This is a genomic window from Micromonospora sp. WMMC264 (assembly GCF_027497275.1).
Classification (GTDB): Bacteria; Actinomycetota; Actinomycetes; order Mycobacteriales; family Micromonosporaceae; genus Micromonospora; species Micromonospora chalcea.
This window is the reverse complement of sequence record NZ_CP114907.1, coordinates 2,892,492-2,911,826: the sequence shown is the minus strand read 5'-3', so window position 1 is coordinate 2,911,826 and position 19,335 is coordinate 2,892,492. Positions and strand designations below refer to the sequence as shown.

General features: G+C 71.6%; 29 protein-coding genes. 18 read left to right on the top strand and 11 right to left on the bottom strand.

All coding sequences use genetic code 11. The annotated features are described in order from the left end of the window. Positions 1-687: 687 nt before the first annotated feature. The 3 genes from O7542_RS12560 to O7542_RS12550 are packed head-to-tail and all read left to right on the top strand — an operon-like array spanning position 688 to position 2,316. Complete coding sequence (locus O7542_RS12560) at positions 688-906, top strand: hypothetical protein (RefSeq protein ID WP_157538997.1); 219 nt, start codon at positions 688-690, stop codon at positions 904-906. Beyond that, the gene (locus O7542_RS12555; protein ID WP_281606268.1) at positions 896-1,351 is read left to right on the top strand and encodes a hypothetical protein; all 456 of its coding nucleotides are present in this window, start codon (positions 896-898) and stop codon (positions 1,349-1,351) included. The genes O7542_RS12560 and O7542_RS12555 overlap by 11 nt, the downstream gene beginning before the upstream one ends. A gap of 41 nt (positions 1,352-1,392) precedes the next feature. Next, positions 1,393-2,316 carry an AEC family transporter gene (locus O7542_RS12550; protein ID WP_281606267.1) on the top strand — a complete coding sequence of 308 codons (924 nt, stop codon included), beginning with the start codon at positions 1,393-1,395 and terminating at the stop codon, positions 2,314-2,316. On the opposite strand, the gene O7542_RS12545 is transcribed toward O7542_RS12550, so the two are convergent. The 3 genes from O7542_RS12545 to O7542_RS12535 form a co-directional block, all read right to left on the bottom strand. Next, the gene (locus tag O7542_RS12545) at positions 2,317-2,976 is read right to left on the bottom strand and encodes a Type 1 glutamine amidotransferase-like domain-containing protein (RefSeq protein ID WP_281606266.1); all 660 of its coding nucleotides are present in this window, start codon (positions 2,974-2,976) and stop codon (positions 2,317-2,319) included. A 78-nt stretch (positions 2,977-3,054) separates the two neighbouring features. Then, a complete protein-coding gene (locus tag O7542_RS12540) occupies positions 3,055-3,417 on the bottom strand; it encodes a nuclear transport factor 2 family protein (protein WP_281606265.1) in 363 nt (120 codons plus the stop codon). 194 nt (positions 3,418-3,611) lie between these two features. Continuing rightward, positions 3,612-4,205, bottom strand: a complete 594-nt coding sequence (locus O7542_RS12535; RefSeq protein ID WP_167435581.1) for an ABATE domain-containing protein — start codon at positions 4,203-4,205, stop codon at positions 3,612-3,614. A gap of 133 nt (positions 4,206-4,338) precedes the next feature. On the opposite strand from O7542_RS12535, the gene O7542_RS12530 reads away from it, so the two are divergent. The 5 genes from O7542_RS12530 to O7542_RS12510 all read left to right on the top strand — a co-directional run bounded on the left by O7542_RS12530 (position 4,339) and on the right by O7542_RS12510 (position 8,280). Further along, the gene (locus O7542_RS12530) at positions 4,339-5,523 is read left to right on the top strand and encodes an MFS transporter (protein ID WP_281606264.1); all 1,185 of its coding nucleotides are present in this window, start codon (positions 4,339-4,341) and stop codon (positions 5,521-5,523) included. Positions 5,524-5,550: 27 nt separating this feature from the next. Beyond that, positions 5,551-6,390, top strand: a complete 840-nt coding sequence (locus O7542_RS12525; RefSeq protein ID WP_281606263.1) for a helix-turn-helix domain-containing protein — start codon at positions 5,551-5,553, stop codon at positions 6,388-6,390. 67 nt (positions 6,391-6,457) lie between these two features. Next, positions 6,458-7,039 carry a dihydrofolate reductase family protein gene (locus O7542_RS12520; protein WP_281606262.1) on the top strand — a complete coding sequence of 194 codons (582 nt, stop codon included), beginning with the start codon at positions 6,458-6,460 and terminating at the stop codon, positions 7,037-7,039. A 67-nt stretch (positions 7,040-7,106) separates the two neighbouring features. Further along, the gene (locus O7542_RS12515) at positions 7,107-7,691 is read left to right on the top strand and encodes an SDR family oxidoreductase (RefSeq protein WP_069090169.1); all 585 of its coding nucleotides are present in this window, start codon (positions 7,107-7,109) and stop codon (positions 7,689-7,691) included. A gap of 103 nt (positions 7,692-7,794) precedes the next feature. After that, the gene (locus O7542_RS12510; RefSeq protein ID WP_281606261.1) at positions 7,795-8,280 is read left to right on the top strand and encodes a hypothetical protein; all 486 of its coding nucleotides are present in this window, start codon (positions 7,795-7,797) and stop codon (positions 8,278-8,280) included. 3 nt (positions 8,281-8,283) lie between these two features. Here O7542_RS12510 and O7542_RS12505 read toward each other — a convergent pair whose 3' ends face one another. Beyond that, positions 8,284-8,877, bottom strand: a complete 594-nt coding sequence (locus O7542_RS12505; RefSeq protein ID WP_281606260.1) for a hypothetical protein — start codon at positions 8,875-8,877, stop codon at positions 8,284-8,286. Positions 8,878-9,027: 150 nt separating this feature from the next. Between O7542_RS12505 and O7542_RS12500 the strand changes: the two genes are divergently transcribed. Beyond that, entirely contained in the window at positions 9,028-9,393 is a 366-nt protein-coding gene (locus O7542_RS12500) for an MmcQ/YjbR family DNA-binding protein (protein WP_176722920.1), read from the top strand. Positions 9,394-9,402: 9 nt separating this feature from the next. On the opposite strand, the gene O7542_RS12495 is transcribed toward O7542_RS12500, so the two are convergent. Together O7542_RS12495 and O7542_RS12490 are read right to left on the bottom strand one after the other, a co-directional pair. Then, a complete protein-coding gene (locus O7542_RS12495) occupies positions 9,403-9,900 on the bottom strand; it encodes a DinB family protein (protein WP_166456478.1) in 498 nt (165 codons plus the stop codon). A gap of 44 nt (positions 9,901-9,944) precedes the next feature. Continuing rightward, positions 9,945-10,412, bottom strand: a complete 468-nt coding sequence (locus O7542_RS12490; RefSeq protein WP_281606259.1) for a helix-turn-helix domain-containing protein — start codon at positions 10,410-10,412, stop codon at positions 9,945-9,947. Between the two features lie 14 nt (positions 10,413-10,426). Here O7542_RS12490 and O7542_RS12485 point away from each other — a divergent pair, with 14 nt between their 5' ends. After that, positions 10,427-11,224, top strand: a complete 798-nt coding sequence (locus tag O7542_RS12485) for an SDR family NAD(P)-dependent oxidoreductase (RefSeq protein ID WP_281606258.1) — start codon at positions 10,427-10,429, stop codon at positions 11,222-11,224. Positions 11,225-11,239: 15 nt separating this feature from the next. Here the strand turns inward: O7542_RS12485 and O7542_RS12480 are convergent, their stop codons facing one another. Next, entirely contained in the window at positions 11,240-11,707 is a 468-nt protein-coding gene (locus O7542_RS12480; protein WP_281606257.1) for an SAM-dependent methyltransferase, read from the bottom strand. Positions 11,708-11,779: 72 nt separating this feature from the next. On the opposite strand from O7542_RS12480, the gene O7542_RS12475 reads away from it, so the two are divergent. From O7542_RS12475 to O7542_RS12460, 4 genes are all read left to right on the top strand, one after another. After that, complete coding sequence (locus O7542_RS12475; RefSeq protein WP_281606256.1) at positions 11,780-12,637, top strand: PhzF family phenazine biosynthesis isomerase; 858 nt, start codon at positions 11,780-11,782, stop codon at positions 12,635-12,637. Then, positions 12,634-13,332, top strand: coding sequence for a class I SAM-dependent methyltransferase (locus tag O7542_RS12470; protein ID WP_043324689.1), 699 nt, complete (start codon positions 12,634-12,636; stop codon positions 13,330-13,332). Before O7542_RS12475 ends, O7542_RS12470 begins: the two co-directional genes overlap by 4 nt. A 111-nt stretch (positions 13,333-13,443) precedes the next feature. Then, positions 13,444-13,812, top strand: coding sequence for a YciI family protein (locus O7542_RS12465; RefSeq protein WP_043324687.1), 369 nt, complete (start codon positions 13,444-13,446; stop codon positions 13,810-13,812). An 80-nt stretch (positions 13,813-13,892) separates the two neighbouring features. Further along, on the top strand, positions 13,893-14,351 hold the full coding sequence (locus O7542_RS12460; protein WP_043324686.1) for a hypothetical protein: 459 nt from the start codon (positions 13,893-13,895) through the stop codon (positions 14,349-14,351). Between the two features lie 20 nt (positions 14,352-14,371). Here the strand turns inward: O7542_RS12460 and O7542_RS12455 are convergent, their stop codons facing one another. Further along, positions 14,372-14,776 carry a nuclear transport factor 2 family protein gene (locus O7542_RS12455; protein ID WP_281606255.1) on the bottom strand — a complete coding sequence of 135 codons (405 nt, stop codon included), beginning with the start codon at positions 14,774-14,776 and terminating at the stop codon, positions 14,372-14,374. A gap of 85 nt (positions 14,777-14,861) precedes the next feature. On the opposite strand from O7542_RS12455, the gene O7542_RS12450 reads away from it, so the two are divergent. The 3 genes from O7542_RS12450 to O7542_RS12440 all read left to right on the top strand — a co-directional run bounded on the left by O7542_RS12450 (position 14,862) and on the right by O7542_RS12440 (position 16,768). Beyond that, positions 14,862-15,380, top strand: coding sequence for a TetR/AcrR family transcriptional regulator (locus O7542_RS12450; protein WP_219996742.1), 519 nt, complete (start codon positions 14,862-14,864; stop codon positions 15,378-15,380). 191 nt (positions 15,381-15,571) lie between these two features. Further along, positions 15,572-16,360 carry an alpha/beta hydrolase gene (locus O7542_RS12445; RefSeq protein WP_281606254.1) on the top strand — a complete coding sequence of 263 codons (789 nt, stop codon included), beginning with the start codon at positions 15,572-15,574 and terminating at the stop codon, positions 16,358-16,360. Positions 16,361-16,369: 9 nt separating this feature from the next. Further along, complete coding sequence (locus O7542_RS12440; RefSeq protein ID WP_069090178.1) at positions 16,370-16,768, top strand: VOC family protein; 399 nt, start codon at positions 16,370-16,372, stop codon at positions 16,766-16,768. 4 nt (positions 16,769-16,772) lie between these two features. Here O7542_RS12440 and O7542_RS12435 read toward each other — a convergent pair whose 3' ends face one another. From O7542_RS12435 to O7542_RS12425, 3 genes are all read right to left on the bottom strand, one after another. Next, positions 16,773-17,051, bottom strand: a complete 279-nt coding sequence (locus O7542_RS12435; RefSeq protein ID WP_281606253.1) for a hypothetical protein — start codon at positions 17,049-17,051, stop codon at positions 16,773-16,775. A 112-nt stretch (positions 17,052-17,163) separates the two neighbouring features. Further along, positions 17,164-17,544 (bottom strand): VOC family protein, encoded by a 381-nt coding sequence (locus tag O7542_RS12430; RefSeq protein ID WP_281606252.1) that lies wholly within the window; start codon positions 17,542-17,544, stop codon positions 17,164-17,166. A 13-nt stretch (positions 17,545-17,557) separates the two neighbouring features. After that, complete coding sequence (locus O7542_RS12425) at positions 17,558-17,752, bottom strand: DNA-binding protein (protein WP_281606251.1); 195 nt, start codon at positions 17,750-17,752, stop codon at positions 17,558-17,560. A 164-nt stretch (positions 17,753-17,916) separates the two neighbouring features. Between O7542_RS12425 and O7542_RS12420 the strand changes: the two genes are divergently transcribed. After that, positions 17,917-19,323 (top strand): alpha/beta hydrolase, encoded by a 1,407-nt coding sequence (locus O7542_RS12420; protein WP_281606250.1) that lies wholly within the window; start codon positions 17,917-17,919, stop codon positions 19,321-19,323. The last annotated feature ends 12 nt before the right edge of the window (positions 19,324-19,335 follow it).

Below are 19,335 nucleotides of genomic sequence, written 5' to 3'. Positions count from 1 at the left end.
ACGAGGGCCCTCTTGGAGCCCAGTTCTGCCTCGACAAGGAAACAGCGACGCTGTTCGCTCTGGCGTGGGGACTGGCTGCCCGGTCGCCGCACACGATGGTCTATCTTCCCCTTCGTCGCGCGACACGTCCCCACCATCACAGCTGGGGGCGCCCGCTCGACCTGGTGTTGCTGCATCACCGCCTCGCGTTCCCGCCGTCGCGGTGGAAGCAGGTCCGTTCCCGGTTGGGGACCGGCCGGCCACACACCGTGGTGCTACCCGCTCAGGCGTGGCCGGCGCGGTTGACCGCCGATCACCGGCGAGTCCGGTATCGAGAGTTCCGCGATCATCTGCGGTGGGACATCGCCGCCGACACGTTGGTGCTCACCGGCAGCCGCGAAGCGTTCGAGTTGGAAGCCGACCAGGTCCGCGCCTTGGCCGAGGAGTGCCCCGCCCATCGCGCTCGCATCCCAGGCACGCCGGTGATGCCGGGGGTCCGGCAGTGGCCGGCCACGGCACGCAACTCGCGGCAGATCCGTATGGCGGCCCGCTTGGCAGCCCGGGGAAGGGGGGCTCGTGCTGGGAACGCCGATGCATGTGCCGGTGGATCTACTCCTACAGGTACCGCTGCTACGCACCGTCTGACGTCTTTACGAGCGCTGTGTCGGCTCGGCGTGGTGATCGAGCTGCCGTGAGTACTCCGGGACGATGGTGTTCGTACCGAACGACGGACGTGTGCCGGACATGCTCACCGAGCAGCCAGCATCCGTGCGTGAGCGGCTGTTTCGAAGCGAGCTGAAGGTCGTCCAGGGCATCGCGGATGCCATCGATCTGTCCGAAGTGATCAGGCCGCCTTCCGGGTCGAACGGGTCGGATCTCTTGACTCTTGACCCGGTCGAGGGCCGACCCTTCCCGAGTGACGTATGAGGAGCACGACCAAAGATCAGTCCCGCTCGCGATCGACCTGGAGATGCTGCGGCCGGTGCTGCGCGCCGGCTGGGGAGCGGACACCTGCGACCCGCACGACCTGGAGGATTGGCACGCCGGCAACCCAGCCCGTGGGCAGTGTGGGGTGACCGCGCTGATCATTCAGGACCTGCTCGGCGGAGAGCTGATCCTCGGCGAGGTCCACGCCGGAGACGCCAAGGTCGGCCACCACTACTGGAACCGGCTGGCCGACGGCCGCGAGGTGGACCTGACTGCCGACCAGTTCCAGCCGTCGGAAGTCGTTGTCGGCGGTCAGGTTCAGCAACGCCCGCCGGGCCCACCCGTCCGGTGCCGCAGGCAGTACGAGATCCTGCGGGACCGGGTCTTCGTCGCCCTCTACGGTGCCGCACCCCGTTTGCTCGTTCCGGACGGGATGCGAGGCTGACCGCGTGGCTTACCGAACGCCCGCCCTCCGGTGACGCCCGCATGAGCCTGGTGTCGGCGTTCGTACCGATCTGGATCCTCACCGCTGTGGGTTACGGGGCCTGTCGCTGGGGCCTGCTGGGCGAGTCGGCGGCGTCGGTGCTCGGCCGGTTCGTGTTCCAGCTCGCGATGCCGGCCGCCCTGTTCCTGGCCCTGGCCCGGATGCCGCTGTCCGGGTTCGCCGGCCGCTCGCTGCTCGCCTTCGGGGTGAGCACCGTCGCCGTGGTCGGGCTCGGGTGGGTCGGCGCGAGCCGGCTGTTCGATCGCGAGCCCGGCGAACGGCCGATCTGGGGCATGGCCGCCGGGTACGTGAACTCGGCGAACCTCGGCATCCCGATCGCGACGCAGGTTCTCGGCGACGTGTCGTTCCTGGCGGTGGTGGTGCTGCTGCAGGTGCTGGTGGTTGCGCCCGTGATCGTGGTCGCGCTGGACCGCCGCAGCGACCCGGCCGGGCGGGTCCGGGTGCGCCGGGTCGCCTCGCTGCCCGTACGCAATCCGGTGATCCTGGCGTCGCTGCTCGGTGTCGCGTGCTCCGCTGCCGGTCTGCGTCTGCCGTCGGTGGCCGTCGCGCCGCTGACGCTGCTTGCGGGCGCCGCGGCGCCCGCCGCCCTGGTCGCGCTCGGCGCGTCGCTGCACCCCGCGGCACCGTCGCGGGCGGAACCGACCGGGCCCGGAGAGCTGGCCGCGATCAGCGCGCTGAAGCTTGTCGCACAACCTGTCATCGCGTACGCGGCCGGCCTGGCCCTGCACCTGTCCGCGCCGCAGTTGCTCGCCGTGGTGGTGTGCGCGGGCCTGCCGACGGCGCAGAACACGTTCATCTTCGCCCAGGAGTACGGCGTCGGCGAGGCGGTCGCCAACCGGGCGGTGGTGGTGACGACGACGCTGTCGCTGGCCACGCTGGCTGCGGCGGCGGCGCTGCTCGGGTAGCTACCGCTCGGCGGGGAACCGCCTCCACTGCCCCTCGGAGACGACCTCGACCGTGCCGTCGACCACTGTGATCGCCGTCTGGTCGTCGATCGCGTACGCCGGACCGGCGACCTCGGCCGCCCACTTCTCGGCGTTCGCCATGGTGTTGTCCGGTTCGAGGCCCAGGTGCGGGAAGATCGAGAAGTCGACGAGCCCCAGCGTGCGGTCGTCAGGCGCGGACTGCCATTCGACGAATTCCCTCCCGACACGCGGGGTCAGCACCATGCTCCCCGCGCTCAACCCCACCCAGACGGTGTCAGGCAGCGACGGCAGCAGGTCCGCCAGCCCGGACTGCCGCATCCAGTGGCACAGGTACGTCGCGTCGCCGCCGTGCACCAGGATGACGTCCGCCTCCCGTACCCAGGGGACCCACCGCTCCTGGCCGATGCTCGGTAGCGCGGTCAGTTCGAGGACGCCCAGCGACTTCCAACCCAGGCCGGTCATCGGTAGCGGCGTCTGACCGGTGATGAAACGCCAGGCCGAGGCCGGCCCGCCCATCGGGTAGGCGGCCGTGGGGATGCAGAGCGCGTTGGACTCGGCGACCGGCCTGCCCAGCAGGCCGACCAGCGCATCGTGAATGCTCGGGTTCTGAACGCCCGCGGATGTGAGAAGAAGCTTCACGCCTACCTCCGGTGGCAGCGGTTGGGTGCACGGGAATCAGACCGGGCACCGTATCGAAACTCATCGCCGCACGTCGCGTCACTCGCGGATCTCCATCGCCGCGACCAGGCCGTCGTCGAGGCGGTAGACGTGCGTGACGGTGTGGTCGGCGAGCTTCGTTCCGGCTTTGTCGTGCACCACCTGATGAACGGTGACGGCGATCCGGCCGTCCGGCTCCGTGCGGAACGCGGTCGGTGTGACGACGGGTTCGAGCTGGTTCCACTGCCGCCGCCAGTAGGCACTCACCTGGTCCCGGCCGCTGAGGACGCCCCCTTCCCAGCCGTTGGGCCACGAGACGTCGGGCGTCATGGCGGCCAGCAGCGTGGGGATGTCACGCCTGTTGAAGGCCGCGTAGAGGTTCGTGAGCAGGGCCTGGGAGGTAGGGCGTCTCGGCGAATCCACGGAGCCAGCATGGCCGGTGGGTGAGACCTCGCGCAGACGTCTTAGCGGTCAGCAGAACGCGAGCAGACCCGGACGGTAGGGACGCAGCCCCACGGCGCGCCACGACCGTCCCGTTGTGATCTCCGCCCACCTGCCGGCGCGTGCCCACATCTGCTCCTCGAAGGCGCTGCGGCCGGCCGTCTCGCGCCATGGGCTCACCGTCTGGTGCGGATGCGTCGTACCTCGACGTAGCGGCGGATCTTCTCCGCGGTCCCGCAGTCGTCCATGCTGCACCAACGACGGCTGCGGTTCTTGCTCTCGTCGATGAACAGGAAGCGGCAGCCCGCGCATCGCTTGATCCGATCGAGCGCACCCGTGGTGAGAAGCTGGACCGCAGCATGGACCACCGGCCGTAAGGGCCGGGCAAGCGTGTGGTCGTCCCGCCAGGACCATGCGAATGTCTTCCCGCGCATGAGCTGTGCGTGGGCGAGCGCGTCGGCTTCGTCGTCGCGCAGCCGGGTCAGCGCCGCTGCGCCCGGGTCCTCGCCGGCGGCCAGTGGCCGGAACACCTCGTCCAGGTAGTCACGGGTGCGAAGTGCCTGCGCGAAGACGGTGTGGGCGCTGTCCGGACTGCCGCGGGACAGCCGGCGCAACGCCGCCGCCTGCGTTTCGGTGAGGGTGCCCGCGTACACGCTCCAGGCGATCAGCTCGGCGTAGCCGGTGAGCACGTCGTCGTCCGGAGGCCCGACGGGTGGGCCGGCGCGGGTGTTGAGGAAGTCCAGCGCGAGGTCGCCGCCGACCAGGCGCATCCGCGTAACCCTTGCTGTTTCCATCAAAACCGACTTTACCAGTTGCCCCGTGACGAGGAGCCTTCCTAGAGTGTTTCCGTCATAGCCGGTTTAGGGGGTAACAATGGGCCAGGCGCACGCACACCGGCGGGCAGTGGGCGCGCTGATCGGCCTCGCCGGCGGAACGTTCCTCTACACCGCAGCCGAGGCGCTGCCGATCGGGCTGCTGTTGCCGATGGCCGTGGACCTGGCCGTTCCGCCGTCCCAAGTGGGCATGCTCGTCACCGTGTACGGCGCGGTGGTGATGGTCGCCTCGGTCCCGTTGACGGCGCTGGTGCGCAGAGTTCCTCGCCGACGGCTGCTGTCGGCGCTCCTGGCCGGCTTCGTCGTCAGCAACGCGATCACGGTGTTCGCGAGTACGTTCACCATGCTGATGGCAGCCAGGGTCGCCACCGCGGCCACTCATGCGTTGTTCTGGGCGGTCGTCGTGCCGACCGCGGCTGAGCTGTTCCGGCCCGGACTGCACGGACGGGTGGTCGCGATCGTGTTCGCCGGCGGCAACGTCGCCCTCGTCCTGGCCGTGCCCGCGGGCACCTGGCTGGGTGAACGTGCCGGCTGGCGGGCATCGTTCCTGGCGGTGGCCGGGCTCGGTGTGCTCGTCTTCGCCGTGGTGGCCTGGTTGCTGCCGTCGACGGGGCCGGCACAGGGACACGCCGGCCGGGGCAGAACCCCCGACTCCCGCCGGTTCTGGCTCCTGGTCGTCGTGGCCGTCCTGTCGACCGCCGGCGCCATCGCCGGCTACACCTACATCGCCCTGTTCGTCACCGAGGTCACCGGACTGCCCGCCGCGTCGATGGCGACCATCCTGCTGGCGCGCGGCGTCGCCAGCGTCTTCGGCATCCTCGCTGCCGGAGCGATGGTCGACCGCAGCCCGTGGTCCGCCCTGGTCGCGACGGTTGCACTGCAGTGTGTGGCGCTGCTCGGCCTGTACGCGTTCGGCCACCACCCGGCGGTTGCCGTCGTCCTGATCGCACTCGCCGGCCTGGGGTTCGCCGCGTTCACCGCGGCGCTCGGCGGCCTCGTCCTTCAGGTGGCGCCCGGCCGCTCCGATCTCGCCGCCGCGACGCTGTCCGCCGCCGTCAACGTCGGCATCACCGGCGGCGCCTTTCTCGGGGCCCTCGTACTGGAAAGCCACGGTGCCGCCGGCACGATGTTGATCGGCGCCCTGCTCGGCGCTGTCGCCCTCGCGCTCGCCCTCGGCGAACGACTCATTCCGCCGCCGCACAGCAAGGGCGGCGCGGCCTTTCGTGAATCGATCCCGGCGGGGCGTCGGCGGTGACGGCGGGGCGTCCGCGATGCTGTGGGCGTGGAGTACGTGTCCAGAGTGCCGCGACCGCCGCTGGACGAGCTGATCGACGACCTCTACTACCTGGAGGGCGCGCCCCCGTACCCCCGGCTGACGCTGCCGCCGATGCCGGCGGCGCTGCTCATCGTCAACCTCGGCGCGCCGTTCCGGGTCCGCGGCGGCACCGACGTCGAGACCACCGGGTACGCCGACGGCTGCGTGATCACCACGCCCACCCGCGCGTTCGAGTTCGGTTACCCGCGCCCGACCCGGTCCGTCGGCGTACACGTCAAGCCGTGGGGCCTGGCGCCGTTCCTGCCGATGCCGGCGGCCGAGCTGTGCGACCGGCCCGTGACGCTGGAGCAGGTCTGGGGCCGGCCCGCCGTCGCCGAGCTGCGCGACCGGCTGGCCACGGCCGACGGGCCGCACGAGATGCTGACGCTGCTCGAGGAGGAGCTGAGGCGACGGCTGTCCGATACCACCGGCCTGGGGCTGGTCCGGCACACGAGCGGCGTCATCGCGGCGACCAGCGGCGCGGTGCCGATCGGCAACCTGAGGACGGCGGCCGGTGTCAGCAGCACCCATCTGACGCAGCGGTTCAAGGAACTCGTCGGCGTCACACCGAAGCGGCTGGCCCGCACCTACCGCTTCGCCGCCGCCGTGTTCGCGATCGACCCCGCCCGGCCGGTCGACTGGGGCGAGCTGGCAAGCGACGCGGGCTACTTCGACCAGGCCCACTTCGGCCACGAGTTCCGGGCGTTCACCGGCCTCACCCCGACCCGGTACGTCGAGGTCCGGCGGCGGTTCCTGCGCGAACACCCCGGCCACGTGATCGACGGCTGGTCGCTGCCGGCCGATTGATTTCCTACAAGAACGGCGGCCCGCGACCCGCTAACTTGGGGACCACCCAAGGAAGGGGAGAACCGGCGTGGGCACTGTGGTCCTGTACAGCTCGGTGTCGGTGGACGGCTTCGTCGCGGACGACAACGACCAGCCCGGGCCGCTGTTCGACTGGCTGACCAGCGGTGACGTTCCGCTGGACGGCAGCGGCGCGTTGCGGGTGTCGCAGACGTCCCACGACTACGTCCGGCCGTACTGGGATCAGATCGGGGTGACCGTCGTCGGGCGGCACGTCTTCGACCTGACCGACGGCTGGGACGGGACGCCGCCGAGCGGCATCGACCACGTGGTCGTCGTGACCCACCGCCCGCCGCCCGAGGGTTGGAACCCCGGCGCGCCGTTCCACTTCGTCGACGGCGTCGAGGCGGCAGTGGCCAGGGCGCAGGAACTTGCGGGGGACCGCATCGTCGAGGTCGCCGCCGGTGACGTCGGCGGCCAGGCGCTCGCCGCGGGACTGGTCGACGAGGTACGCATGGACGTCGTACCCGTCGTGTTCGGGTCTGGCAAGCGCTTCTTCGGGTCGGTCGACGCGCAGCACCTGCTGGAGGATCCGGACGTCGTGCTCCCGGACGAGCGGGTGCTTCACCTGCGCTACCGGGTGCGCCGCTGACCGAGCGCGAACGCGGCGTCCGATCCCCGCCGGACAGACGGCCCGACGTCGACCAGGCTTCCTCCCCATGAACAACGCACTCGACGGCAAGGTAGCTCTCGTCACCGGTGGTGGCCGTGGCATCGGCGCGGCGGTGGACCGGGCGGCCGGGGAACTGGGCCGGTTGGACATCCTGGTCAACAACGCGGGCGCGTTCCTGCTCGGACAACTGGAGCAGCTGAGTCTCGACGAGTTCGAGCAGACAGTCGCGGTGAACGTCCGGGCACCGTTCGTCGCCTCGCAGGCCGCGGTGCGCCACATGTCGGCGGGCGGGCGGATCGTCAACATCGGCAGCAACACGGCCGAGCGGGCGGTCTTCCCGGGCTTCTCGCTCTACGCGATGAGCAAGACCGCCCTGATCGGTCTGACCAAGGCGCTCGGGCGCGAACTCGGCGGTCGAGCGATCACCGTGAACCTGGTGAACCCCGGCGCCACGGACACCGAACTGAACCCGGCCGACGGCCCGAACGCGGACACGATCAACGGGTTCACCGCCCTCGGCCACTACGCGCAGCCGGCCGACGTGGCCGCCGCGGTGGCGTTCCTCGCCGGCCCGGACGGGCGTTACGTCACCGGCGCGACTGTGAACGTCGACGGCGGATTCACCATCTGACCATCGGGAACGGCCAGGGTGATGACCGGAAGGACGGCTGCGGCGGGGGAGAGTTCTCCCTTTTCCGCTGGCGCGCGCTGGGCAGCGCGGGTACACCTGGGCGGTGATCCTCATCCAGCGGGTCCGCGTCCGGTGGACCGCCGACGCTCGCGGCGCGCCTGCGGCGAACGCCCGCCGTGGCCTGGTCCGCGCGATGCCGCTGCCGCGGGCGTTGCCGGAGGGCGAGGTGGTCGTCCACGACGTGCTCGCCGACCAGGCGGCCGGCTACAAACACCGGGACGGGGTACGCGCCGGAGGCGTCGCGCTGGCCCGCGAGGCCGGGCTCTGGCTCGGGCGTGACCGGGCGTCCATCGTCGTGGACCGGCTGCCCGGGACGGCAGCGTTTCCGCGCCCGTCGGCGTCGGCGCGGCTGTTCACGCTCGCCCCCGGGCAGGTCGGCCGCTACCGGGCCAACTTCCGGTTCACCGGCTGCGGGTGCGCCCCGAGCTGGTACTACGAGGAGTGGCTGGTGCACGTCGGACACGGTGCGGTGGCATCCTTCGGCGCGCCGGACCGCGACGTCGACCACCGCGTGCACCTGTACGGGTAGGCGTCAGCTGTCGAACCAGACGACGAGTCGTACGTTGTCCTCGCCGTGCCGTTCGGCCAGCTCGCGCATGCCTTCCAGCACCGCGCGCAGCGCCGGGTCACGCTGCAGCGCATCGCTGTTGGACAGGCGCTCCACCCGCCACATCACGTTTCCCGAGCGCCATTCGGTGCCCTCCGGGTAACTGCTGCCCCGGTGATCCGCGTGCTCGCCGGCTACCTCGCGCCAGGCTCGCCCGTGCCGGGTGGCCTTGCTCCGGTAGCGCGGTCCCTCAGCGGTCAGGTCGTACACGTGGATCCGGTCGTCCATCCGGGGGGATCGCGCGTTCCAGTCGATGCGTGCCACCTCCGCCCACGACACCCACGTGGGGTCGTGATGGCGGTCGGTGAGGTGGCGAGCGCGCAGGTTCGCGCTGACGTCGTCCGGCAGGCCACGGCCGGGCGCGACCGGCTCGAACCCGGCGTAGTTGCGCACACCGAACAGCAGGCCGAAGGCGTCGTAGTTGGTGGAGACCTCCCGCAGGCTGATGTCGGTCAGCTCCCACGGCGAACCCGTACCGTGCGGCCGGATCTCCACCCCACCCCAGATGTCGGTACTCACGTCGCTCCACCCCCGCAGCCGAGACGGTTCGATGTCCGCCACGACCATCGCACCCGGCGGCAAGGCGCCGCAGCCCGGACCTGACTGCTGCGGGGCGGCGCGGTGGCTAGGCTGTGCCGGTGCGGAAGGCGGGGTCCCGGGGTGACCGTCATGGTTGACGCGGACGACGTGCGTCGGGTGGCGTTGTCGCTGCCCGACGTGGTCGAGATCGACAGTGACGGCTTCGACTTCCGGGTCGCCGGCAAGGGGTTCGTCTGGTCCTATCCCGAACGTACGCCCGGGAAGCCGCGGCGCATCCGCACCGACATCGCTGTGCTGTACGTGGGCGACGAGGCGGAGAAACAGGCCCTGCTCCTCGGCGAGCCCGACCTCTTCTTCACCACCCCCGCGTACGACGGGTTGCCCCTGGTCATGCTGCGGCTGGCGCGCGTCGGCGTCGAGCGTCTGACGGAACTGGTCACCGACGCGTGGCGGATGCGTGCCCCCGGCTCGCTCACCGGTGAACCCGGCGCGTGACCCCGCACGCTATCCGTCGAGGATCTGCTCCCGGAGGATGTCCGCGTGCCCGCAGTGCTGGGCGAGCTCGCGCAGGACGTGGAGATACACCCAGCGCAGCGGAAGCGGCCCCCGTCGGTGCCCGGTGAGCATGTCGTCCAGACCTCGCGTGGAGGTCGCCCGGCGTGACGCGTCCCGAGCGTCGCGGTAGGCCTGCCGGACCCCGGCGATCGTGTCGCCGTCGTCGAGGAGGAACGAGTCCTCCGACCGCTCCGGGATGCCGATCTCGGCGCGAGACCGGCCCGTGACGGCTTCGTCGAACCAGACCTTCTCGACGAAGGTGGCGTGCTTCACCAGACCCAGCAGCGTGGTGCGGGAGGCCACCAACGATCGGCGCGCCTGTTCCTCGGTCAGTCCGTCCAGGCAGCGGTCGAGCGCGTCGCGGTGTTCGTCGAGAAACGCCTCGAACTGGGCCTGGATCGGCTGCGCGACGACTTCGGCGGAGAAGGTGGGCGGGAAGGACGGCATGGACGCAGCATTCCAGATCGGCGGCCGGATGAGCGCGGGGTGTATCAGGCGGGTCGCTGACGAACCGCGACGATCTCGGCGTGGTGAGCGACCGCCCAGTCGGCCAGCGCGGAAAGCGGCTCCAGAAGGCTGACACCGAGTGGCGTCAGCCGGTACTCGACGCCCGGCGGCACCGTCGGAAACACCTCACGCTCGACCAGGCCGTCGCTTTCCAGCGCACGCAGTGTCCGGCTGAGCATGCGCGGGCTGATGCCCTCCACGGCGCGGTGCAACTCGTTGAACCGGTGCGGATGCCGGCCGAGCAGGGTGATCAGCAACAGCGTCCACTTGTCGCTCACCCGCCGCAGCAGGTCGGTGACCGGACAGCGGTCGTACTCGCCGGCCGGAACCGGCACCGGCAGCCGATGATCGAGCAGCGAGGCACTCACATCGGTGTCACCTGTGGACATGAAAGTGCCTTCTTTCGCCTCCGCCGGCCTGCTGCCCAGGATGGGGCAGGTCGATGAGCACACGATAAGGGGGCGACGTGGGCGTCGTGGTGGTCAGTGGCGGCACGAACGGAATGGGGCGTGCGTTCGCCCTGGGGCGGGCCGAACGTGGCGACCGCGTCCTGGTGCTCGGCCGCAACCGTGCACGTGGCGAAGCGATGGCCGGCGGCCTGATCGCCTTCCTTCCGGTCGACCTGTCCAGCACGGCCGAGACGCGGCAGGTCATCGAGCACATCCTCGGCGAGCACCAGGTCGTGGACGCGTTGACGCTGTTCGCCAATGCGGTGACGCCGCGTCGCATCGAGACGGTGGAGGGACTGGAGCGTACGTTCGCGCTCTACTACGTCAGCCGCTACCTGCTCAGTTTCGGTCTGCGTCCGGCCCTGGACCGGGCGACCCGGCCGGTGATCGTGAACGTCGCCGGTGTCGGGGTCACGAGAGGCGAGGTGCGCTGGGCCGATCCGCAGATGAGGGAAGGCTACTCGGCCGTTGCCGCCCAGTTGCAGGCCGGGCGGGCCAACGACCTGCTCGGCGTGGGCTTCGCCCAGCGGTCCGGTAGCCGCGCCCGATACGTGCTCTACCATCCCGGGTTCACCAGGAGCGGTGACCGTAGCGCGCTCCCGTTCGTGGTAAGGGGGCTGCTCGCGGTGGCGGCGGCGGTCGCCGCCCGGTCCGTCGCGGACGCGGTGGCGCCGATTCACCGGTTCCTGGACGCGCCGCCGACCGCGCCGGTGACCGCCGTCGACCGGGGGAAGCAACTTCCGCCCGGTTTCCCGACCCTCGACCCTCATGACGCCGAGCGGTTGATGGACCTCACGGAGAGGCTGCTGCGGTGAGGCGCCGCGCCGACGCTATGGCCGGAAGTAGTCGGACATCATGCTGCTGACCCACTCCGGCTGCCGGACGTCCGTGGGGACGAACTCCACCAGCACCGGCTTCAGGTCGATGACCGGCGTGCCGGACACCGCGTCGAGGCCCACCACCGTCAGTTCCCGGCCGTGGACCGACTCGATGCGGCAGCACGTCACGCCGATCCGGTTCGGCCGACGGGGACCACGGCCGGCGAACACGCCCATCGGCGGCAGGTCGGCCCGGCCCCGGTAGGGACGGGGTTCGCGGTGGTCGCCGCCGTCCGGGAACCGGTCGAAGACGAACACGACCTCCACGTGCGAGAACTCCTCCAGGCCCTGCAGGCACGCCTCGCCGAAGCCCTCGTCGACGACGATCGTGCTGCGGACGGCGCCCCAGTTGTCGCTGTGCTGGATGTCCGTCCGGTCGTTGCGGACCGTACCGATGGGGGTGATCTCGAAGCTGGGCATGCCCGGAGAGTAGTTCCGCGCGGCTCGTCACGGGGGCCCACGAGCCGGACCACCGGCGCTAGGCTCATGATCATGGACGTTCTCCGATACGCGGCGTTCACCGCCGACCCGGCCGGCGGCAACCCGGCCGGTGTCGTGCTGGACGCCACCGGGGTGGATGACGCGGAGATGCAGCAGGTGGCGGCGCAGGTCGGCTACTCCGAGACGGCGTTCCTCCTGCCCGGCGAGGGCGGGCGGTTCACGGTGCGCTACTTCAGCCCGAAGGCGGAAGTGCCGTTCTGCGGGCACGCGACGATCGCGTCCGCGGTCGCGTACGCGCAGCGGCACGGCCCCGGCGCGCTGCACCTGGACACCCGCGCCGGACTGGTCGAGGTCGCCACGAGCGTGCAGGCCGACGGCACCACCACCGCCACGCTCACCAGCGTCGCGCCGCGCACCGTACCCCTTGCCGCGGGCGACCTCGCGGCGCTGCTCGCCGCGTTGCGCTGGTCGCCGGACGATCTCGACGCGACGCTGCCGCCGCGTGTCGCGTACGCCGGGGCGTGGCATCCGATCGTGGCCGCCGCGACCCGGCGGCGCCTGGCGGACCTGGACTACGACATTGCGGCGCTGAGCGCGCTGATGACCGAGCGGGACTGGACCACGGTCGACCTGGTGCATCGCGAGTCCCCGCTGGTGTTCCACGCGCGCAATCCGTTCCCGCCCGGCGGCGTGGTCGAGGACGCCGCGACCGGGGCGGCGGCCGCCGCGTTCGGCGGTTACCTGCGCGAGATGGGCCTGGTGCGGCCGCCCGCCACTGTCACCGTGCGGCAGGGCGAGGACATGGGCCGCCCGAGCCTGCTCACCGTCGGCATCCCCGCCGATCCCGGCGCCGGGATCGCGGTGACCGGCACCGCCGTGCCCATTCCACCCGCTGAGGCGGCCCAGTGAGGCCGGACCACTACGACGGCTTCGCCGAGCGGTACGCCGCGGAGAACGAGTCCAGCCTGTTCAACGCCTACTACGAGCGGCCCGCGATGCTGGAACTCGCCGGGGACGTGCGGGGCCGGCGGATCCTCGACGCGGGCTGTGGCACCGCCCCGCTGTCCGAGGCGCTCGCCGCGCGCGGGGCCGTCGTGACCGGCTTCGACGGCAGCCCGGCGATGGTCGAGCTGGCCCGCGAGCGGCTCGGCGGGGACGCGACGCTGCTGGTGGCCGACCTGGGCGCGCCGCTGCCGCTCGCCGACGGCGCGTTCGACGACGTGATCGTGTCGCTGGTGCTGCACTACTTGGAGGACTGGACCGCGCCGTTGGCCGAGCTGCGCCGTGTGCTGCGTCCCGGCGGCCGGCTCCTGGTGTCGGTGAACCATCCGATCGGGTACGAGGTGGCGTTCCCGGACGCCGACTACTTCGCCGTCGCGAGCTGGTCAGAGGAGTACGACTTCGACGGGCAGCGCGCCACGCTCACCTACTGGCACCGGCCGCTGCACGCGATGACGGCGGCGTTCACCGACGCGGGTTTCCGGCTCTCGGTGATCAGCGAACCGCCGTTCTCGCCCGACACGCCGCGCGAGCTGCTGCCCCCGGAACTCGACGGCCGTACGGCCTTCCTCTGCTTCATCTTCTTCGTTCTCGAAGCGCACTGAATCCGAGCGGCGCATAACGTCGAGCGGCGTATAACGTCGGATCCGGGTCGGCTCGTTCGTAGGACGGGTGAGAGGCGGCCGGACCGGCCGCCCGGACAAGGGAGTCATGGCATGCCGCGGTACCTGATCTCGTTCAACGACGGCGCGATGGACCACATCCCCGCGGAGGAGATCCCCCAGGTGGGCAAGGACGCGCACGCGGTCATCCAGGAGGCCGTGAACGCTGGCGTGTTCGTGTACGGCACCGGGCTCGAACGCCAGCAGGCCAGCATCGTGGACACGGACGGGGTGGTCACCGACGGGCCGTTCCCGGAGACCAAGGAGGTCATCGGCGGGTTCGTGGTCCTCGACGTGGCCTCACGCGACGAGGCGCTGAAGTGGGCCGCCAAGATCGCCGTCTCGTGCCGCTGCGCCCAGGAGGTCCGGGAGGTCATGCCCGACCCCGAGACGGAGGCGATGCTCCGCGCGGCGGGCCGCTGACCGGTCCGATGTCGACGCGACGACGGTGGGCGGGGCACCCGGACGGAGGCCATGCCTACCATGATCGCTAGCCTCGTGCGGTGAAACGTGAACTCGCCGCGCTCTCCCTGCTGTTCGTCGTCTCCGCGTGTGCGCCCTCGGAACCCACGCCGTCGACGTCCGCCACCCCGTCGTCGTCCGCGTCGGCCTCGGCCGCTCCTCAGGCCGGCTCGACCGCGCCCGCGGACAAGGTCGCGGCCGGTGCGTGCAACATGGTGGCCCGGGTGGTCGAGCAGCAGGACGTCCGCTTCACCTCGAACTCGCCGATCGCCATGCGTGCCCGCAAGGCGGCCGACCCGGGCGTCCGGGACGCCGGCGAACGGCTGGCGGTGGCGGCGAAGGAATCCGGGGACATGTTCGTCCGCAACGACCCGAACGAGGACACCGGCCCGGTCGACGCGCGTATGGCCGAGGCGCAGCGCGGGCTCCTGTCCGCGTGTACGGCGCTGTTCGGGCCGCAGCCGTGGCCGTTCGCCCCGTCGCCGACACCGACCACCTGAGCCGCGGCGCTGATGCCGGCTCATGCCGGGCCGGCGGCCCCGGCGATGGCGAGTGTGTGCTGATATTCGCGCCAGTGGGCCAGCTTGCCGTCCCGGGTCCGCAACACCCCGATGAACGGCGCGGACGCGGTCACCCCGGTCACCGTGTGCGTGCCGACGAGCTCGTACTCGACCACGACCACCTCGGGATCGGCGGTCTCGTGTACGACCACGCCGCGGCACTCGTCGAACCGCACCGGGAACGACGCCCGGCCCGCTCGCGTGTACTCGAGAACGGACTGCTTCCCCTCGGTGCGGGTCGGGTGGCCGGGCACGGCGAAGGGCGTCTCGATCACCACGTCGTCGGCCAGCGAATCCGCCTCGAAGGTGGGCAGGTTCGCCAGCCACCTGGCGCGCATGCTCTCGAAGATCTGCTGTGGTGTCACGTCGGCCTCCGCGATAATGAGTCATGACTCGACTTGTGGCTCCGAGAATAATGAGTGGAGACTCACTTTGGTAGAGGGTCCGCCCCTGCGCGCCGACGCGCAACGCAACCGGGCACGCATCCTGGACGCCGCCGAGGCGGTCTTCGCCGAGTTCGGCGCCCGCGCCTCCACCGAGGAGGTGGCCCGCCGGGCCGGCGTTGCCATCGGCACGGTCTTCCGTCATTTCCCCACCAAGGAGGACCTGCTCGCCGCGCTCATGAAGCGACTGCTCGCACAGCTCACCGAGGAGGCGGGACGACACGACCTCTTCGGTTTCTTCAGACACACGGTGGCCCAGGCCGCCGCGAAGAAGACGGCAGTCGAACTGCTCGCCGGATCCGGCGTGGACATCCGGCTCCCGGATGCGGTAGGTCACCTGGAGGAGGCGATGGGCAGGCTGCTGCAACAGGCCCAGGCCGACGGAACCGTCGCCGACTCGGTACGGCTACCCGAGGTGATGGCGCTGCTCACCGGCATGTGCCAGGGCGCGCTGCACGGCGGATGGGACGAGCACCTGCAAGCCCGGACGCTGGCGGTCGTCTTCGCCGGCTTCGAGCGCGGCTGACGGTCCGGGATCACACCGCGATAAACCGGTTGGCCCCGCCCGGCGAGCGCTGTTACCTTGCCGGTGGCCGTGCCGGAGAACGAGGGAGGTGGTACCCGTGACCGCAGTATCGACATGGGTGCTCCCCTCGGGGGTCACGGCCGGGCGATAGGTCGTCCGGGAGCGCCGTCGCACTCCCGAAAGGCACGACCATGCGCTTCACCTCCGAACAGCGCCTCGCCGACGGCGTCCGCGAACGCGAGTTCACCCTCGGCGAGATCCCGGGCATCCTGTGGACGCCCGCCTCCACGTCGGCGCCGGCCCCGCTGATCCTGCTCGGCCACCCCGGCGGACTGCGCCGGATGTATCCCCGCCTGGCGGCCCGGGCGCAGGGCTGCGTCGAACAGGGCTTCGCCGCCGCCACCATCGAACTGCCCGGCGGTGGCGACCGGCCCGCGTCCGCCGCCGCCGAGCAGGCCCGCGCCGATCTGCGCCGGGCACTGGCAGCCGGCGAGCGGGTCGCCGACGAGGTGGTCGACCGGCTCGTCCTGCCGCTGGTGGAGGAGGCGGTACCGGAGTGCCGGGCCGCGCTGGACGCGCTCCTCGCGCTGCCCGAGGTCGGCGGCCCGGTCGGGTACGCCGGCGGGGTGATCTCGATCGGCGTACGGCTGGCGGTGGTCGAACCGCGCATCGTGGCCGCGCTCCTGTTCGCCGGAAGCTTCGTGCCGCGCGCCATCATCGAGGAGGCCCGGCGGGTCACCGTCCCGCTGCACGTCCTGTTGCAGTGGGACGACGAGGGCAACGACCGGCGGATGGCACTGGACCTGTTCGACGCCTTCGGCTCGGCGCAGAAGACGCTGCACGCCAACATGGGCGGGCACACCGGCGTCCCGTGGTTCGAGGGGGACGCCGCGAACCAGTTCTTCGCCCGGCACCTGAAGGCGGGCCCGCCGGTGGCAGCCTCGGCGGATCCGGGGGAGCGGACACCGTCCAGCCAATAGGGTGATCGCATGGCGCCCGTGACCGGACTGGACCACGTCGTCATCGCCGTGTCCGACTGGCGGGCCGCCACCGACTTCTATCGCGACGTCGTCGGCGCCGAGGTGATCGGCGTCGGCGGCGACCGCGTCGCCTTCCGGATCGGCCCCCACCGGTTGAGCGTTCACGGGCCGGGTCTTGACCTCGGCGGCAACGTGGCCCGGATTCCCGTCCGTCCGGGCAACAGCGACATCTGTTTCGTCTGGGCCGGGCCGATCGAGGAGGCGGTGGCGCACCTGCGGCGGCACGACGTCGAGGTGGAGACCGGACCGGTCCGGCGGGCCGGCGCCGGTGGCACCGGGACCAGCGTCTACTTCCGCGACCCGGACGGAAGCCTGCTGGAGTTCATCTCCTACCAGGAGAGGCCGTGACCGGTCAGAGCGGTGACACCACCAGCTCGACGTGCCGGGCCTCCGTCGCGTCGTCCACGGCGAACTGCAGCAGCCAGCGGCCCGGCGCCAACTCGATCTCGTCGTTGTCGTCGGCGTCGCCGACGTAGAGCCGCCCGGACGGGACGTCCAGTGTCACCTCGTACGGGTGCCCCGTGACGCGCTGCGACGTCACCCGGATGTCGAGGGTGACATCTGCCTCTCCCTCGTCCGCCACGGCGGCGGAGGCGACCACGACCGCGACGTGGTGAGTCGTGGCGAACACCGGCGCGTCCCCGGCATGGAAGTCGATGTCGAAGTCGGTCTCGCAGAGGGCGTCGCTGAGGTAGACGGCACCCAGTGGTAGGGGCGGACCCGGCGTACGCGTCGGTCGTCGGTCACGCGGGCCCGCCGACCGGCGGCGCCCAGGTCGGGCGCGGGATCAGACAGAACGGGTGACCGGCCGGGTCGGCGTACACGTGGTCGCCCGCCAGCCGCCGCGCGCCCAGCGCGAGCACCGCCGTACCCACCGCCTCCTGGTCGTCGACCATCACGTCGAGGTGCATCTGCTGCGGCACCGCCGGATCCGGCCACGTCGGCGCAACCAGGTCGGCGACGCGCTGGAACGCCAGCCCGGACGCCGCCGTACCGGCCGACACCACGGCGAAGTCGTCGTCCGCGTACGTGATCGGGTTGCCGAGGACCGCGCTCCAGAAGCGTGCCTCGGTCATCGGATCCGGGCAGTCGACGATCAGGTGGTGGAGTCTGCCGAGCGGCATCGCGATCGCCTCGTCAGCTCAGCCGCAGGTCGTGCTCGGCGAGGGCGGCCTCGATGGCGCCCAGCGCCTTCGGCCCCATGCCGTGCAGGCGGGCCAGCTCCGCGCGCGGTACACCGGCGAGCCGGCGCAGCGTGGTGTAGCCGGCCGCGGTCAGCGCCCGCGTGGCCGGCGCGCTGATCTTCGGCAGGCGGTCCAGGGACGACGTCATCGCCCGATGCTAGACCGCCACGGTGCGGCTCGCCTGCCCGTCCTTCGGCCCGTCAGGGACGGAATGGGGGAAAGACCCGACGGGCATATCGGGGCGTTTCCGTATGGGACTCGGGTGGGACGCCGCTGAAGAATCGACAGGCATCCAAGACACCGGGAGGTGCCGTGTTCCGACGTACCGTGGCCGTCGCTCTGGCCGCGCTCACCGTCCTGGCGGGACTGCCCGGCGCGGCGCGCGCCGGGCTTCCGCCGCAGCGGCTCGTGTGGAGCGAGTGCGCCGACGACCTGCCGGACGTCCCGCCGGATGAACGCGTGCGGTGCGCCCGGCTGCGGGTGCCGGTGGACTGGGCCCGGCCGCACGGTCCGACGGTCGACCTCGCCGTGGCACGCCGGTCCGCGCGCCTGCCGGAGCAGCGGGTGGGCACGCTGGTGTTCGGGCCGGGAGGCCCCGGCGACTCGGGAGTGGAACGGATCCGCAAGGGCGACCGGTTCAGCGACGAGTTGCTGGACCGGTTCGACCTGGTCAGTTTCGACCCGCGTACGGTCGCCCGCACCGCCGCGCCGGTCTGCGCCCCGGATCCGGCGCTGCGCAAGCCGGCCGTCCCGCTGACCGGTCAGGCCGACTTCGACGCCGCGGTGGCCTACAACCAGGCGCTGTGGCGCAGGTGCCGTCCGACCAGCCCGGTGTTCGACCACGCCGACACGCTCAGCACCGTCCGTGACCTCGACGCGTTGCGGCGGGCGCTGGGGGAGCGGCAGCTGTCCTTCCACGGCAGCTCGTACGGCACGCTGCTGGGCCAGCAGTACGCCGAGCGGTACCCCGGCCGCGTGCGGGCCGTCGTGCTGGAGGGCGTGTTCGACCACAGCCTCGACGTGCGCTCCTTCGTGCGGACGCAGGCCGCCGCGTTGCAGGACTCGTTCGACGAGTTCGTGTCCTGGTGCGACAGGTCGCCGGAGTGCGTGCTCCACGCACGCGACGTGCGGGCGGTCTGGGCGCAGGCGCTGGCCCGCGCGGACCGGGGCGAGTACGCCCCCCGTACCGCCTTCGACGTCACCGCTGTGGCGCTCGGCCTGCTCGCCGGTCCGCGTTGGCCGCAACTCGCGGTGATCGTGCGGGACATGGCCGCCGGTACGCCGCCACCGGAGGTGAATCTCCCGGTCTCCGTCGCGGCGTTCTGCGCGGACTGGCCGGCGCAGGTACGCGACTACGCCGCGTACGCCGGCGTGGTCCGGGACGCCCGGGCCGTCGCCCCGGACGTCCGGTACGGCGCCGGCCTGCTGGCCGTGCAGACGTGCCTGGGCTGGCCGTCCCCGGTCCGCAACCCGCCGCACGAGCTGAACGTGCGCACCCGCACGCCGCTGCTGCTGCTCAACGCCCGGCACGATCCCCGGACCGGCTACGCCTGGGCCGTGAACGTCGCCCGGCAACTCGGCCGGCACGGACGCCTGGTCACCTACGAGGGCTGGGGCCACGGCACCTACCAGCGCACCGACTGCACGACCGCGGTGGTGGACCGGTACCTCGTCGACCTGACCGTGCCCGCCCCGGGCACACGATGCCCGGCGAGCTGACCGCTGCTGGAC